Annotated in this window: 14 protein-coding genes; 7 read left to right on the top strand and 7 right to left on the bottom strand. The window is 62.6% G+C overall.

Features of this window, described 5'->3' with window-relative positions:
- The first annotated feature begins 2 nt into the window (after positions 1-2).
- From OHB21_RS18805 to OHB21_RS18790, 4 genes are all read left to right on the top strand, one after another.
- On the top strand, positions 3-1,097 hold the full coding sequence (locus OHB21_RS18805; RefSeq protein WP_328435345.1) for a sensor histidine kinase: 1,095 nt from the start codon (positions 3-5) through the stop codon (positions 1,095-1,097).
- Positions 1,094-2,140: a hypothetical protein gene (locus OHB21_RS18800; protein WP_328435344.1), complete on the top strand. Its 1,047-nt coding sequence runs from the start codon at positions 1,094-1,096 to the stop codon at positions 2,138-2,140. Before OHB21_RS18805 ends, OHB21_RS18800 begins: the two co-directional genes overlap by 4 nt.
- Before the next feature lie 145 nt (positions 2,141-2,285).
- Positions 2,286-2,543 carry a LuxR C-terminal-related transcriptional regulator gene (locus tag OHB21_RS18795; protein ID WP_407675249.1) on the top strand — a complete coding sequence of 86 codons (258 nt, stop codon included), beginning with the start codon at positions 2,286-2,288 and terminating at the stop codon, positions 2,541-2,543.
- Between the two features lie 1,178 nt (positions 2,544-3,721).
- A complete protein-coding gene (locus OHB21_RS18790; RefSeq protein ID WP_328435340.1) occupies positions 3,722-4,198 on the top strand; it encodes a hypothetical protein in 477 nt (158 codons plus the stop codon).
- A 445-nt stretch (positions 4,199-4,643) separates the two neighbouring features.
- Here the strand turns inward: OHB21_RS18790 and OHB21_RS18785 are convergent, their stop codons facing one another.
- The 4 genes from OHB21_RS18785 to OHB21_RS18770 form a co-directional block, all read right to left on the bottom strand.
- Positions 4,644-5,360 (bottom strand): hypothetical protein, encoded by a 717-nt coding sequence (locus OHB21_RS18785; RefSeq protein WP_328435339.1) that lies wholly within the window; start codon positions 5,358-5,360, stop codon positions 4,644-4,646.
- On the bottom strand, positions 5,357-6,388 hold the full coding sequence (locus tag OHB21_RS18780; RefSeq protein ID WP_328435338.1) for a WD40 repeat domain-containing protein: 1,032 nt from the start codon (positions 6,386-6,388) through the stop codon (positions 5,357-5,359). Before OHB21_RS18780 ends, OHB21_RS18785 begins: the two co-directional genes overlap by 4 nt.
- Before the next feature lie 654 nt (positions 6,389-7,042).
- A complete protein-coding gene (locus OHB21_RS18775; RefSeq protein ID WP_328435337.1) occupies positions 7,043-7,483 on the bottom strand; it encodes a hypothetical protein in 441 nt (146 codons plus the stop codon).
- Positions 7,484-8,162: 679 nt separating this feature from the next.
- Complete coding sequence (locus tag OHB21_RS18770) at positions 8,163-8,702, bottom strand: hypothetical protein (protein WP_407674972.1); 540 nt, start codon at positions 8,700-8,702, stop codon at positions 8,163-8,165.
- Between the two features lie 362 nt (positions 8,703-9,064).
- Between OHB21_RS18770 and OHB21_RS18765 the strand changes: the two genes are divergently transcribed.
- The gene (locus OHB21_RS18765; RefSeq protein ID WP_328435336.1) at positions 9,065-9,202 is read left to right on the top strand and encodes a hypothetical protein; all 138 of its coding nucleotides are present in this window, start codon (positions 9,065-9,067) and stop codon (positions 9,200-9,202) included.
- A gap of 548 nt (positions 9,203-9,750) precedes the next feature.
- Here OHB21_RS18765 and OHB21_RS18760 read toward each other — a convergent pair.
- Positions 9,751-10,695 (bottom strand): hypothetical protein, encoded by a 945-nt coding sequence (locus tag OHB21_RS18760; RefSeq protein ID WP_328435334.1) that lies wholly within the window; start codon positions 10,693-10,695, stop codon positions 9,751-9,753.
- A 210-nt stretch (positions 10,696-10,905) separates the two neighbouring features.
- Here OHB21_RS18760 and OHB21_RS18755 point away from each other — a divergent pair, with 210 nt between their 5' ends.
- A complete protein-coding gene (locus tag OHB21_RS18755) occupies positions 10,906-11,229 on the top strand; it encodes a transposase (RefSeq protein ID WP_328435333.1) in 324 nt (107 codons plus the stop codon).
- Positions 11,226-12,344, top strand: coding sequence for an IS3 family transposase (locus OHB21_RS18750; protein WP_328439984.1), 1,119 nt, complete (start codon positions 11,226-11,228; stop codon positions 12,342-12,344). The genes OHB21_RS18755 and OHB21_RS18750 overlap by 4 nt, the downstream gene beginning before the upstream one ends.
- Before the next feature lie 583 nt (positions 12,345-12,927).
- On the opposite strand, the gene OHB21_RS18745 is transcribed toward OHB21_RS18750, so the two are convergent.
- Both OHB21_RS18745 and OHB21_RS18740 read right to left on the bottom strand, forming a co-directional pair.
- Entirely contained in the window at positions 12,928-14,016 is a 1,089-nt protein-coding gene (locus tag OHB21_RS18745) for a tyrosine-type recombinase/integrase (protein WP_328435331.1), read from the bottom strand.
- Complete coding sequence (locus tag OHB21_RS18740; RefSeq protein WP_328435330.1) at positions 14,013-14,162, bottom strand: hypothetical protein; 150 nt, start codon at positions 14,160-14,162, stop codon at positions 14,013-14,015. The genes OHB21_RS18745 and OHB21_RS18740 overlap by 4 nt, the downstream gene beginning before the upstream one ends.
- Between the last annotated feature and the right edge of the window lie 351 nt (positions 14,163-14,513).

The following is a 14,513-nucleotide window of genomic DNA, read 5'->3' as shown; positions in this document are numbered from 1 at the left end:
ATGTGTTCTATCTGATCCTGCTGTCCGGCGACATCATCAGGCAGGCCGCGGCCGTGGCGACCTGGTGGACCGTGTTCGCCGTACCCGCCGTGTTCGGACCGCCGATCGCCTTCGGCTTGCTGTCGTTCCGCCGCGATCTCGCGCCGATGCGGATGATGGCGCGCATCGGGGCGATCCTCTTCGTCGTCGCCGCGGTGACCTGGCCACTGGCATGGAACGGAACGTTACTGGAGCGCGACGCCTGGATCTCGATGTTTCCCGGTCTGGCCGGACTCTCGGCCGCCCTCGCCTGGCCACCACGCTGGACGATCGCGCTGCTGGCCACAGCCGTCGTCCCGGTCCAGCTCATCAACCACTACTGCCGGGTGCCCGAACTCGACGGACGGCTGATCCCGGACATGATGTTCGCACTCGCCTTCTGCCTGATCTACGTGGCGGCCGCGCTGATGGCCATGCGCACGGGCCGCCTGCTGGACCAGACCCGCGCCGCCGCCCACCTGGCCGCGGCCGGAGCAGCCGCCACCCAAGCGCGCGACGTACAGCGCGCCCGGTTCAACGCCCTGATGCACGACTGGGTGATGTCGACGTTGCTGGCGACCTCCCGGCGCACCGACCGGACCGAAGTGCGCCGCCAAGCCGAGCTCACCCTCGCCAAACTCGACGAGTTGGAACCCGACGACACCCGTGACTACACCGAGGCCGAACTGGCAGCACACCTGCGCACCGCGATCTCCGATGTCGACGACAGTCTCACCGTGCAAGTGCGTGGAAGCGGCGAAGCTGATGGCATGTTCCCGGCCGATCCGGTGCACGTACTCGGCGCCGCGGCCGCCGAGGCCGTGCGCAACAGCGTGCGGCACGCCGGCCCGGACGCCACACGCACGGTGAGCCTGGACATCCGGGCCGGACGGATAGAACTCACGATCGCCGACGACGGTGCCGGGTTCGATCCATCCGCGGTGCCGCCCCATCGGCTCGGGCTGGCAGCGAGCATCATCGGCCGGATGCGCCAATTACCAGGTGGTGCCGTCGAGTTGGAAACCGGGCCAGGCGCGGGCACCAGAATCCGGATGAGCTGGCAGGACAACTCCCGATGACAGGACCGAGCGGCGACGCGCGCACTCTGCTGGGAATGGACACCAAGGCCGCGTGGGCAATCGCCGGCTTCTACCTATGTGCCCTCACCAGTTTGGCGGTGAGCACCTGGGACGACGCACATCGCCGCTGGCCGATCGTGACGGCGCTGTTGATGACTGCCGCAGTGACAGCAGTGCTGCTGGTCGCGCGCCGTGACCCACTCTCGCCGGTGCCGACGGTAGTGCTGACTGCCTCGGTTCCCGCCGCGAGTCTGCTCGTGCTGCTCGCGGTGCCCTACCCACCGACCTCGCCGGCGCAGCTGTGGGTGTTCGGCGCCGGGACGGCGACAGCGACATTCATGTGCGTACGCGGGCGGACCGGCGCGGCGTGGATCGGCCTGTGCGCGATGATCGCGACGGCCGCGCTGCGGTCGGAAACGAAAGGATACGGCGCCGCCCATGGCTTGGGGCTCTCGGTGATCAATCTGGCTCCGCTGCTGATGGCCACCTTCTTCGCGTACACCATCCGGCCGGCAGCCCGCGAGATCTTCGCCCTGCACGAAGAATCCACCCGCCGATCCGCCGCGGAGGCCGCCGCATCCGCGACGCTGGCCGAGCGCCGCGACCAACTCCTGCGCCTCGACCACAAAGTGCGACCCATCCTGGAACGGATCGCCGGTCCCGACCCTCTCGGCAACACCGACCTTGCCGAATGCCGTTCGGTAGAGGCGCATCTGCGCGACACGCTGCGCGCGCCCGCGCTGGCGGTGGAACCGGTCACGACCGCGGCGCGCGCGGCGCGCGAACGCGGACTCGATGTCGTACTGATCGATGACCGCGGTCTCGACGGTGTATCCGATGAGATCCGTGACCGGTTGCTCAGACTGGTCGCAGCGGAACTCGATCAGGCCCCCGGCGGGACCGTGACGATTCGGATCCTGCCGCCGGACCGTGGGTTACTCGCCACCATTGTGGGTACACACCCGGTCGACGGGACCCGTCGCGTCGAGATCACCATCAGCGGGGTGCCACGGGAGTCCGCCGAGAAACCCGTCAACTACTGACCTCGGCTAACGATGACACCGGAATCTGGGTCAAGCAAGTGGAATCTGCTCAACTGGGTTGCTGTTCAGTAGCGTGATGGACAGTTCAGCGGACGCGGTCATGACCACGTCACGCAGGTTGGCCATCACAGAGAAAGACAACGGTGTGTCGACAAATTCTCGAACCGCATCCCTCGACGCGCCCGCGCTGAGTCCCCGCGAACGTCAGATCATGATCGAGTGGATTCTCAGCGACAGGAAATCCGATGTTTGCGGCAAACTCCACATCGCCCCGGGAACCATGAACTCCCACCTCAGCCGCATCCGCGAAAAGTACGACCGCGTGGGGCGGCCCGCCCCCACCAAAGCCGCCCTCCTCGCCCGCGCGCTCCAAGACGGATACCTCGACCTCCACCAACTCTGAATGGGCAGACGTCAGGGTCTTGCCGACCGCTACGACATACTGAAGCCTCGGTTCTAGTTCACCTCTCGACACTTACAAATCGCAGCACGGACGCGGCGACACTCGCAACGCCAATGCGCAGAAGTTTCGGAGGCAACGGGGACCTCCAGAGTTCGTCGGGAGGTGCCCTGTCGGCAGCGGACCGCGGCGACGCGATCCACATGGTCCTGCACAACCCCAACGAGAGCGACTATACTCCCGATGCAATTCAACCCACTTCCCAACTGGCCGCAGCCTCCCAGAGATTGGGCGCCACAACCCGGCTGGACTCCTGTCCCTCCTGGGGCGAACCATCGACGGGCTGACAGCTATGGATAGTCGATGACATCGAGATCGCGCAGACCCAGCGGCCTTTGCCGGCGCGGGCGGAGCGGGTTCGGCGGTCTCGGCCAACGATCATTGTGTGATGCGTTTTGTTGCCAAGAACGCTCTTCGTCGCCGCCGCCTTTTACGTACGCGACCGTAACGCAGAATGTATCGAGCGACTATTGACCGATTGGACCGCAGCCTTCAATGGCGTTGACGACCTGGCAGCACGTTTCGAACTGTCATTCCTCTCGACACACACGGGATCTGATCAATCCTTCGATACCGCGACACAACCGGGCGTAGAAAAACAGCACGATATCGACGTGCACTCCGGATTCACCGAAATCGCAATCTCCCCCGACCTATCCTCGGCGTATACCACTGTGACCATAAGAGTACGCATACAAGTTCCAGGCACGTACCTGACAAGCGGTGATGGAACTTACCATACATTAGAATTCGAGCTGGCGAAAGAATCTGGAGATTGGAGAGTGTGCGACTGGTGAGCCCCGCGTAATCAACCGTGACCGCACCACCATCTTCGGCTGGAAGCTGAACGGACCTCCTATACGATGACAGAATCGGAGACATACTCATTTCGCCCCGGGGACGTAGCTCGGCAACACAATACAGTCATACGAACAAAATAGCTAATAGGAGTCGGCGTGCGATCCGTACATCCAATGCACTCACTAGCCACTGCGGCGTTGATCCTGGCAATCGCCGGATGCTCCGGGACAGATCCGGAATCACCGACACCGATAGTCGCAGCGCCCACAACACCACCGGTGGCGCCCACAGGGCCTACAATCCGACATCTTAGCGAGGACATGCTGCTCCCCCGCTCGGAGTTCCCCGACGGCAACTTCCACTTCTCCCCAATCAGGACCGTTGACGGACTCGATCCGACTACCGACGAATGCGATCCCCGAGGCTGGGTTCGCGACGGCGATCAGGAAACTGCCGCAAATGTCACCTTCGACGAGCCCAATTTTATCAGATACAACATCGAGTTGTTCGCAGTGCACACGGACCCCGGCCTGGCAGAGTGGGAAGTAGAATGCCTGCCATACTCCGATTCGCGTACCACCTTTCAACCGGCGAACCTCCCCGGAGCACCGGAGTGGGCCACCACGATCGAGGTCTATGGACCCAACAGTGAATCAACGGCATACTCGGCAGTCGGATACTACCGCGGAATACTGGTGCAAGCGTACGTGAGCGGCAATCGCGACGACCTGAACTCCGATGCACTGGAGCTCGTCGCACTACTCTTCCAGAAGCAAGTGGAGCGACTTCAAGTCTGACCGTTACCCGATGTAGCGCCACCTATCCGCCGAGTCTCATGCCCAGAGTTGGCCTCAGTCGCCAGTCCGGTCCAGGCTCACCCCGTCTTCGCGGTTACGGGCGACCCGGACCACGTCGTCACGGAACTCTGGGGATTGGGATTGTGCACGATGAACATCCTTCCAGGCACACCTTCCGGCAAGCCAGATCGATGTCACCTATCCATGCATCAGGCCCCCATCTGGAGCCACCATGGCGGGCCTGGTTCCGATTCGCGTCAGCCGTATCTGCCGTGGAGCCGACATAGAGTACTTCACGGAAGACGTGCAGCGATCGAACTACCAGGCCCGGCAACGGGAGCACCGGCTCAGGCAGGACGGACTATCGGCTGTTTGCCCGTCGCCGCGATCACCACCTCCGATCCCCGCATTGCGGCACAATGAGCTGTCTGCCGACGACGTGCATCTATCCAAGAGTCGGACATAAGTTCTCGATTGTCCCGCTCCACGCCGCAACAGCTGGGTTGCGTGTGCCTGATCGACGCATTTCCTCGAGTTGCATTCTAATTTGCTCTGCGGCCGGCCCGCCCTTGCTCAGGTAGATGCATGTTGTGATTCCGTCGAGGACGCTGAGGTATTCGCACCTCTCCCAGAGTGCGATGACCTCTCGCCGGAGAGATTCTCCGTCTGCAACACTGGGATACGCCGTCGACTTTGCCCGAGCTACAACGTCGATCATGCGCACCGGAAGCGCGCATTGCGCCTCGAAGTATCTCGCCATGCCCCCGGCAGGCACAGCACCGACCAGAATTTTGTAGAGATCGGCATCTTCCCCTTTGAAAGCCGCACCCGGGTCGTATATCTGTGCCAGATGAACATCCCTCGTAGCATATTCTCGCCGAAGCTCCTCATAGGCCGACTCCAGATCACGAGTATCTTTTCTGATCCTGTCGATATCAATGTTCTGACCAGACAGTACTAGACACTGAGAGTCTCGGTCCCGATAAAACTCTTGGCCGGGTTGTGAGGTGCTGGCCGGTGACGACTGTCCGACCGAGGCCGGAATTCGCGTCGTCTCGGTAGCTTCTGATCCGCTGGTTCCATCGCGCACCCCTACGCAGGCAGACACTCCCCATACAATCGCCACGATTACCGCCGCCACACCCGAGCGAGTCAGAGTCACGGTGCCACCTTCCACAGTCTGATCCGCATGTCCGTACCGGTGCATCCGACGGCCGCATATTCAGCTCTTGGACTTACCGCCAATGATAGGACAGCGCAACGTTCGTTGTTGAGCGAGGTAGGCTCGTTCATCTGCTCGCTATTTTTGTGTACCCACACCGCCGATCCGGAATTGCGGTCGTCACCGCCATACACCACCGCAGTGCCGTCCGGCGCGAACTCGGCGACCAATAGTGTGGTCGTGGTATTCTGTCCACCGCCCGGTAGATCCGTGAATACTCCGGTTTCCGTGTTCGTAGTCCGTGCGTCCATCCCGACCGCACCAACGACCGTTGAGCCATTCCCACTGAGTCCGATTGCTCGACCCGAGCGAATTGTCATGACGTCAGTACTGGTCTCCGACGAAAAGTCCCACCGGGTCACCGATCGCGCGCACGCAACGATCAGGGATCGGTCATCGGCGGCGAAAGCGATGCGTACAGTCGTGGTTCGAATAGATTCGACGCATTGCCGCGTCCAGCTCATCGCCGCGCCAACAGGTTGTCCATTCTCGACGTCCCACACCCGTCCCGTATTTCCCCCTGCGGCCAGCAGACGACCATCGCTACTGAACGCTACGGCATTGATATTTTCGGCCCTGCTCGATTCCGGTCGATACACCGATAACGGCGCGCTGCGGAGAGATCGGGCTTCCAGGTCCCATATTCGGACTGTCCCATCTCCAGCGCCCGAAGCCAAGTATCTTCCATCAGGACTGAATGCGATGGAATACACAATGTCCTTACGAGGCGCATCCGGCGGAGAATCATGTACACCGAGAGTAGCCTCCGGGTTGCCCGTCGCAGTATCCCACAGCTTTACAGTGCCACTCCAGTCGCCCGTGGCGAGCAATCGCCCATCCGGGCTGAATCGCATCGCCGAAACAGGGCTACCGTTGGCACTTCCCAAAGTGGCGACGATTTCCGGTGCGACGGGGACGCTGACGGTCGTGGCATTGGTCGACGAATCTGCAGCCTGGGTTTCAGTCATCGAACCCTCAGAGTCACACGCGGCGGTCCCGATAAGCGCTACCACGCAAGCGAGGCCGAGAAGCGGACTCAGCCTCTGCATGCGGCCCGATCGCGACCCTCTCCATTCCACAGCCCTCACCCGCCAATCACGCGAAGTCGACAGCCGACCTATTCTTCCTCGTCGATTCCGAGCAGATTTAATCATACGATCTGATGGCCTTTCTCCACGAAACTTACGTTGATGGTTTTCGCGTCGACTGCAGCGGAGTAGATGGTAGACATCTAACGCACGCATCCCCGCGACCTCGTCGATCCCATGAAAGAGCATCAGAAAACATATGATCTCGAGAGCATGAGAAGTTCCGGCGAGTCGACGTTCAAAGCTACGGATCTGCATGCGACTGACGTGCCACTGCCATCCAACGAGGTGCTTCGCGTCCCTTCTCGATCCATCGGACGCTCTCCACTCTCCAACGGTCGCGCATCAAGGGAGAAACAACCATCAATCGGCCTACAGCGGATGTTGATGTTAGCCCGCAGAGCCCCATTCCGGTATCGGTTGTTCGAACGGCAACACACCTGGCGCGGCTGGTCGTGTCAACGTCACACGAGCACCCGGTTACCAATCCGGCACAGAGTGGCAGCGCTTGTCGAGGATTCGGCTCGCCTGATACTAGCCACCGAGACGCGGGACCACTATGGCCGCCACGGCTATCTGATCCTCAACGGCTTGGCGTCCACTCGTCAGAACTTTGATGGATATATCCGATCCAGTTTTCACGAATAGATTGGGACCGGCATCGACCGCCTCCACCCCGAGGTTGGGCACCAGGGTAGGCTGCGCAGAACCTCCGTCAAGCTGTTCGGCCAGGCGCTGCTCGTACTCAGAAGTCGGGAAAGTTGTCAGTTCGACATACTCGTCTTCCGAATCGTAGACGCAGCCATCCTCTCCACGGTCCTCGGCGGTTGAATAGGTAGTCCCCATGGCGTCGCTAATCTCTTCCAGGCTGGCAAACCGGCAACCCGAGTCCGCCTCTAGCGCTGTCGCGGGCGAGTCTTTACTGGCGGCGCCATCGCTATCGCTGTCACCGCACGCCGAAAGAGCCAGAGCCATCGCACCGAATGTTACGAAAGCGTATTTGATCATGTGTCGTTGCGTCACGCGCTGAACCTAACACCAATACTGTCAGTTTGTGCGTGGTACGCACTCGATTACCTTGTCGCAGGTTCCGCGCTGTTTCGTCAGCCGGCGAAGATTGGCCGACAGCGAACGCACGGGAAACGCAGACACCATCCCACGGCGGTTCGATGCCACTACCACTCCAACGGGGAATCGAACTTGCATCGCCAGCAGACGAACTCGGACCGGCCGGGCTCGACGTTCTGTTCAGCCCCGCAACGTGGGCAACGAATCTTTCCCCACCCCCGAGGGGTTCGCACTCGGCCCGGCACGACCAGCGCCACAACGATCCCGATCTCACCAGACACCGCCCCGAGCAGAAAGAATCCCACGCCGCTGCCGCCTTCGACTCCGCGATCGCAGCAGCCACCATCCCACACACCACCGCATACGCAACGAGGCCGATCAGGAACACGTTCGACGCGTTCGCCATGACTGCCATCCTCACCAGACTTGCCTTGTGATCAGCGCGGTGCCGGCGGCAGCTGTCACACCGGCGTGGAAAGGGCGTCTGAGCGCGCCCGCCTCGGGCGGCAACCCAGCCACACGGTGAGTTGCCGCCGGTACCGGGACCGGACGCGTGCTCGTTCCCGGGCTCGGCCCGACCGATTACTCAGGGGCAACGGACGGTGTAGTCCCATTTGGTGCCGCTGGGGCCGGTGACCCGGACGGTGACCGAGGTCGCCGCGCCAGCCGGGACTGTGACGACCGCCGAACCGGTGCCCTGGTTGATGTGGTCGCCCACGTATCCGGTGTCATGAATCTGAGCACCCTGATAGAACACCTGGATACGGTCGGGAACGTCGTAGGTCTCATAGACCAGAACGAAGCTGGTCGGTCCCCCGGTGCCGAGCTGATGAATCGTCGTGGTGATGCCCTCACCGCCCGACTTGGTCGAGTTGTTGCACTGCTGCGTCGCCGCCGATCCGCTACCGAACAGATCTCCCAGAATGCCACTACCGCCATCGAGGATGCCGCTGCCGGTGTCGATAACACCATCGAGTACCCCGCTGCCGGTGTCGATCACCGCACTACCGGAATCACTGCTGCCGGTATCCGCTAGCGACACGCCAGGTGCCGCACCAACTGACAACGCCAGCACCGCAAGGCCGGCCATCGCCAACATGGTCTTCGAATTCATGGTCGTGCGCACAGTCTGTTCCTCCGCTGGTTCCGCGTTCTCTTGCATCAGGCAAGGTCGTACAAACTCACTCGAGGAACCGTATGGCGTGAACAGAGAAGGAGGTATCGGTTGAACAGGGGACACTGTCTTCGATCGACACACCGATCGCGCGCTGGCCCGGTCCGGAAACGGAGGGCCGCCGCGATCTGGTTCGGCTGTGCCTGTCCAACGCCCTCGGCCGCAAAGAAGCACGCGCCGTCAAGACAGCGGCTGTCCCCGCACTGATATCTCAGTTCGACCCCGCCAAGGCCATCAGCGCCCGAGCCCGCTGGGCCGCCAGCAACGCTATCCACGACATACCATCCGCCCCCACCCAACTCGACGACAAAACAGTGCAGGGCCACGTCCTCGACACCCTGGCCGGGCTACGCGCACAAGGTGTCCGGGACCGGGTCGAGCCGTTCCTGACGTCGAAGAACAAATGGCACCGCCGCAGCGCCCAACGGATCGTGCGCTACGACCAGACCTGAGCAGCCTTCCACGGGTTTACTGCCAGATCCGACGCTGCGCGGTGAACCCTTCCAACGAACCCACCACGACTGAGCCCGCCTCGATCCGATACCGCTCGACCACACCGGTCGCGGGCCCCTCAGCGTGCTCGACGTGAACCTCGATCCCATCCGAGCCAGTCTCGGGAAGCCGGACATCACAGCGAACGCCGCAGCCCGGACCTCACTCCCACCGCCCCGAAAGTTCATCGCCGACGGGCCGGAATCCGGCAGATCCGCCAACGAGCGTCGCAGGTCAGGGAGCTTCTCCACGGCGATCGGCAGTTTGCTCCACGGGGCGACCCGATACCCGCATTAGCGACCGGCGGCGACCTTGTCGCCGGTTCTTCGTGGGATGTATGGCCACGGAAGAAGATCACGACACTGATTGCGGACGAGGGCTACGACTACCCGCGCGTGTATGCCGCACCCGCGCAACGACGGACCACAGGCTCCGGCAAGGCCATCCTCGCAGGGGGGCTACTTGGTCGTGCAGTTTGGGCAGCACGACCTCCCGCTTGTCTTCAGCATCAGTTCTCCGTCGCGGTGGCGTTTGTGCCGAGCGCGGCGAGGATGAGCTTGGCGAAGCCGAAGTACAGGTGAACCAGCCCGAGCATGGCGACCATGAAGTTGTGGTGCTCAATTCCTTCGCGCTGGGGATCCTCGGCAAGAGCCTCGTACTCCTTGCTGCGCCGGCCGAAGTGGATTAACTCGCCATAGTTGAACAGGTTGATGATGTCCGTTGGATTGACGTCGCCGTACATCTCGTGTTTGTCGATCTGGCTCGGTGAGCAGCCGTTCTGCTCAAGGACCATCCTGCACACGATGTTCTGTAGGGGGCGGTTCATCAGCTGGCCGCGCGCCTGACGCCACTCGGCAAGGACCGCCATGCGCTGATCGGCGTTCGAATCGGTTTCCTGCTTGGCGTACTTGGCGAGGATGTTGACCACCTTCGAGAAGTCCGGATCGCCGGCGGTCGAGTGGTGCAGTTGCCGGAACCTGACCGAGAACCCCACAGCCTCCTCGTCTTCGACCTGCTCGAAGGTCATCGCCTGCTCGCCGTTCTCCATGGAGAGCGTGACGCCACCTTTGTGGCTGACGACGCTGTAAGTCGAAGTCGTCTCGCAGACCTGGACAAAGCGCTGTAAGCTCCGCCTGTCTGCCCCGTCGATCGGGACCGTAAGAGCCGGGAACTGTGCGGGGTCGGGGAGGCCGAAGGCGTAGGTGAGATGCTGCCAGTTGTACTCGAAAGTCGAAGGGTCGGTGGCTCGCTCGACAAGCGGCGGTGGGAACTTCAGCGGCACCGGCAGAATCGAATCCTGGTGGGTGATGAACCTGGCGGTCAGAATGCCGCCGCTACCGCGCCTCGTCGGTGCAGGCTGTAGTTCGGGCAGGGACTGCCGCTGTTTCTTCGCTGGCCGTGGTGGCTTCGGAGGGCGATTCTGGTTCCTCCGCCCGACTTTGCCCTTCGACATTTACCCTCCTCGGTCTTGATCCGTGTGTTCGGTAGAGCATGAACCAAATAGCGGTTCTCGGCCAGTGCTTTCCGCGCGCAGCCGAGCGCCGCGCAAGCTTCGCGATTCCGCCCGAGCGCCCGGAAAAGAGTCGATCTACAAACTGAGGTTCCCCCTGGGTAGTGGACACCGAGTTGACAGGACTGTTGGTTCTGTTGGAAGGATGTCCTCATGCCTCCTCGCAAGCGTCGGTCGTTCACGGCCGAGTACAAGGTCGAGGCTGCGCATCGTGTGATCGATTCCAGTCGCACGATCGCCGAAGTGGCCCGTGAGCTGGGTCTCAACGATGGTTTGCTGAGCAATTGGGTCAAAGACGAGCGGCGCAGGATCGCCGCGGCTGAGGTGCACGGTGAGAAGCCACTCGAACCCGCGGAGAGAGCCGAATTGCTCAGGCTGCGTAAGCAAGTCAGCGAGCTGGAGAAGGACAACGCCTTCTTGGTAAAAGCTTCGGCGTACTTTGCCGCGATGCAGAAGAACCGGCCCGGCTCGATCTGAGGGCCGAGTACGCCGGCCCCGACGACCTCGCCGAGACCGCCGGCACCGCTGGCTGGGAGGGTGAGAAGTTCTCGATCCGCCGGATGGCACAACTGCTGAAGGTCTCGATGTCGGGTTACTACCAGCATGTGAAATGCAGGTCGGCGACGGTTCTCACGCCTCGGCAGCAGCGCCGCGCCGATCTGACGATGAAGATCCTGGATGTGCACGCCGATTCCGACGGCACCTACGGGTCCCCGCGGATCACTGAGGAGTTGCGTGAGCGCGGTGAGGTCGTCAACGAAAAGACCGTCGCCAAGATCATGGCCGGGATCGGGATCGAGGGCATCAGCCCGCGCACGTTCAGGGTCCGCACGACCGTGACCGATCCGGAGGCGTCGTTCCCGCCGGATCTGATGTTGCGTGCGTTCGATCAGGGCCGCCCGGACGCGGTGTGGACGACCGATTTCACCTATTTGACCTGTGGTGAAGGGGACATGTATTTGTGCGCGATCCGGGACGGGCACACCCGGCGGGTGCTCGGGCACGCCGTGGCCGGCCATATCGGCGCCGACGTGGTCGAGACCGCGATCGAGCAGGCCGTCGCCGTACGCGCAGGCGAGGTGCGGGGCACGATCCTGCACTCCGATCGTGGCGGTGAGTTCACTGCGGGCTTGACGGTGAGGACCTGCGCTCGCCACGGTCTGCGCCGGTCGATGGGCGCTACGGGCATCTGCTGGGACAACAGCCACGCCGAATCGCTGTGGTCGACCTTCAAACACGAGTTCTACTACTGGCACACCTTCACCACCAAAGCCGAACTCGTTGCCGCAGTTGACAACTGGATCATTCGCTACAACACTACGAGAAGACACTCCGCGATCGGCGGCATCAGCTCCATCCGCTACGAGCGATCTCGTGACAGTCGCAGCCAACGCTGCCTAACCAACTGTCCACGGTTCGGGGGGAACCTCAAACGCCCCATCTCACCGCTCACCGCGCAACTCGATGGCATCGCGGAGGCAACGGGCCCCGCCGATGCCGCGATGTCGAGCACCGCCGGACACACCCGCCCGCGCCGGGCGGTGACCGCGGCCCTGCCCGCCCCGGGCAGGTCTTCACCGACGCCTCGGTGATCGGCTTCGGAGTGGCGGCAACGCACCGCGACGGCGCTATAGCCGGTGTCACGATTGTCGGACTCGCAACGATCGTGGCGGATTTCGGTGACCGACTCTGACAAGCAACGATGGTCGGTGGTGCGACGTTCCGCCGAGGCGCGAAGTCGACGGCATCCCCGTCCAAAGTCGTGTTCATCGTCGGGCTCCAGCTGCGCCGATGTTCGCGAACCTGCACAAGTCCGGGGTCACACCGCTGCAGGTCGTCCTGACCCACTCCAGGATCTGACTCCGGGGAGCGTGATCGGCCTACACCCCCACGAGATGGCCGGGGAAGCCTCGCAGGCCATGGCAACATGCGAGAACCAGACCCGCACAGGTTCCACAGATCCACACCCGGTCTCGCCGGATGGACTGTCCTCCGACCGCATCTTGGATGTGATCATCGCGATGGCAACCCGCTCGCTTGTCCCCGCTACCGTTTCGTTGCCGGGCAACGGCTTGTGGGCGGTCGATCGACATGATGGCACGTCATATTGAGTCGGGCGTTCCGCGGCAGGACGGGCACGCTGCGAAATGCGCGTTGAAATTCCTGGACTGCGGGCTACATGCCGAGCATGGTGGGATCGGGCTCGCGCGTACCGGGAGCGAGGGGGTGAGGCTCGCCAGTCAGGGCCGAAAGGGCGGCAGCGACTTCTTCGATGGACGCGACGACGTAGGTCAACGTTGCACCGTCCGGCCCAGCGGGGATTGCCCAGCCGGCCGGGTTGGTCGGACCAGTCGGGGTGGCGTGCGCGGCGAACGTGGCAGCGACCGCGTAGCCGAAACGGCGCTCAATCCAGGTGAGAGTTGTGTGACGAATCCAGTGAGTCGAAACCTGCTGAGTGGCAACCCATTTGAGACGGCGTCCTACCCGTTCCCAGATGTGGTCGTAGCGCCGTCTTGTGATGGGCTTGCCGCTTCTGTAGCGCAGGAGTTGACCGGCGGGATCTGGGGACCGTTCGGCGTGGTCGATCAGCGCGCGGGTGAGGGTCGGGGAGATCGGCTGCCAGTGGAGGGTGCCACCCTTGCCATGGAGACGGACCAGGCAGTTGTCCTCGTCGATGTCGATCCGGCGGATCTTGAGCGCCGTGCCGGTGCGGCAGGCGGTTTCGAGGTGTATCCGGATGATCAAGGTGTCGAGTTCGGGATCGTTGCCAGTGGTCGCGACGATGTCCGTTATCTGGCTGAGCTGCCTCGGGGCAAGGGCGTGCCGCGGGCTGCGAAGACGGCGGGGTTTGTTGAGTTTCAGAGATGGGTTGGAGGCGGCGAGGATATATCCGTCACGAACAGCGAAGCCGTACAGGCAGCGGATAGCGCCGACCATGTGCTCGGCGGCGGAACGACCGCCTCGTGTGTTGCGCCTTACCACAGCGGTCTGGCGAGCTTCTTCGACGATCGCCTGCAGCTCGGTGGCTGTGGGCTCGTTGAGACGTCGATCGGGCCAGCGCTCGGACAGGCGACGCCAGTACGGCCGGTATGTCCTCAACGCACCCGGAGTCACCGCAGCGGTGACCCGCGGGATATAGGCAGCGAAGGTCGGTGTTGCGTCGTGATGGCGTGCAACGTCATGGGGTGCAATATCAAGTAGGACGCTCGGGTCCACGCCCAGCCGATCGAGCAGTAGCCGCGCAGCTTCCAGTTCGGCAGTCACGGTCGCGGCACCAGTGCCTCGCCGATGAACGGGAGCGACTCGCGCAGCACCGCAGGCGGCACCAGCACGACAACAAGCCGCTGCGGCATAGCGACCAAGAGCAGTTGGTCACCGGGCCGGATCCCTGCGGCGCGCTGAATAGTCACTGGAACGAAGATGTGCCCGGATGGACGCACAGCAGAATGCCCCTCGGCCTCTGATGATCTGATAGTTACCAGGCGCGTATCGGTCGTGAAATTTACTGGGTGTCCCGAATTCCAGCCCATCGTGGTGAATATTCGACTTGCAGCGAGGCGGGAGCGACCGTTGATCGTGGAAACAGCAAATACGACCGACTCGGTTAGGCCACGCCGTTGGAGCGAGCCCGTGGTCCCTGGTCGCGAGAAAATGGGACTGACCGGCGAGATCAGGGGGGATATACTTCCCCGATTGGGATGCACTTGTCACTACGCTTCCCCGTCCCCTGCGATTCCCGCTCTTTCATGAACCGGAATAGT

It is taken from the genome of Nocardia puris (genome assembly GCF_036051655.1).
Lineage (GTDB): Bacteria > Actinomycetota > Actinomycetes > Mycobacteriales > Mycobacteriaceae > Nocardia > Nocardia puris.
This window is presented reverse-complemented; position numbering and strand designations above follow the sequence as displayed.

Coding starts and splice junctions, on each gene's coding strand:
- OHB21_RS18790 (WP_328435340.1), top strand. CDS start 3,722: ATGCTGCTCCCCCGCTCGGAGTTCCCCGACGGCAACTTCCACTTCTCC.
- OHB21_RS18800 (WP_328435344.1), top strand. CDS start 1,094: ATGACAGGACCGAGCGGCGACGCGCGCACTCTGCTGGGAATGGACACC.
- OHB21_RS18760 (WP_328435334.1), bottom strand. CDS start 10,695: ATGTCGAAGGGCAAAGTCGGGCGGAGGAACCAGAATCGCCCTCCGAAG.
- OHB21_RS18775 (WP_328435337.1), bottom strand. CDS start 7,483: ATGGCTCTGGCTCTTTCGGCGTGCGGTGACAGCGATAGCGATGGCGCC.
- OHB21_RS18780 (WP_328435338.1), bottom strand. CDS start 6,388: ATGACTGAAACCCAGGCTGCAGATTCGTCGACCAATGCCACGACCGTC.
- OHB21_RS18755 (WP_328435333.1), top strand. CDS start 10,906: ATGCCTCCTCGCAAGCGTCGGTCGTTCACGGCCGAGTACAAGGTCGAG.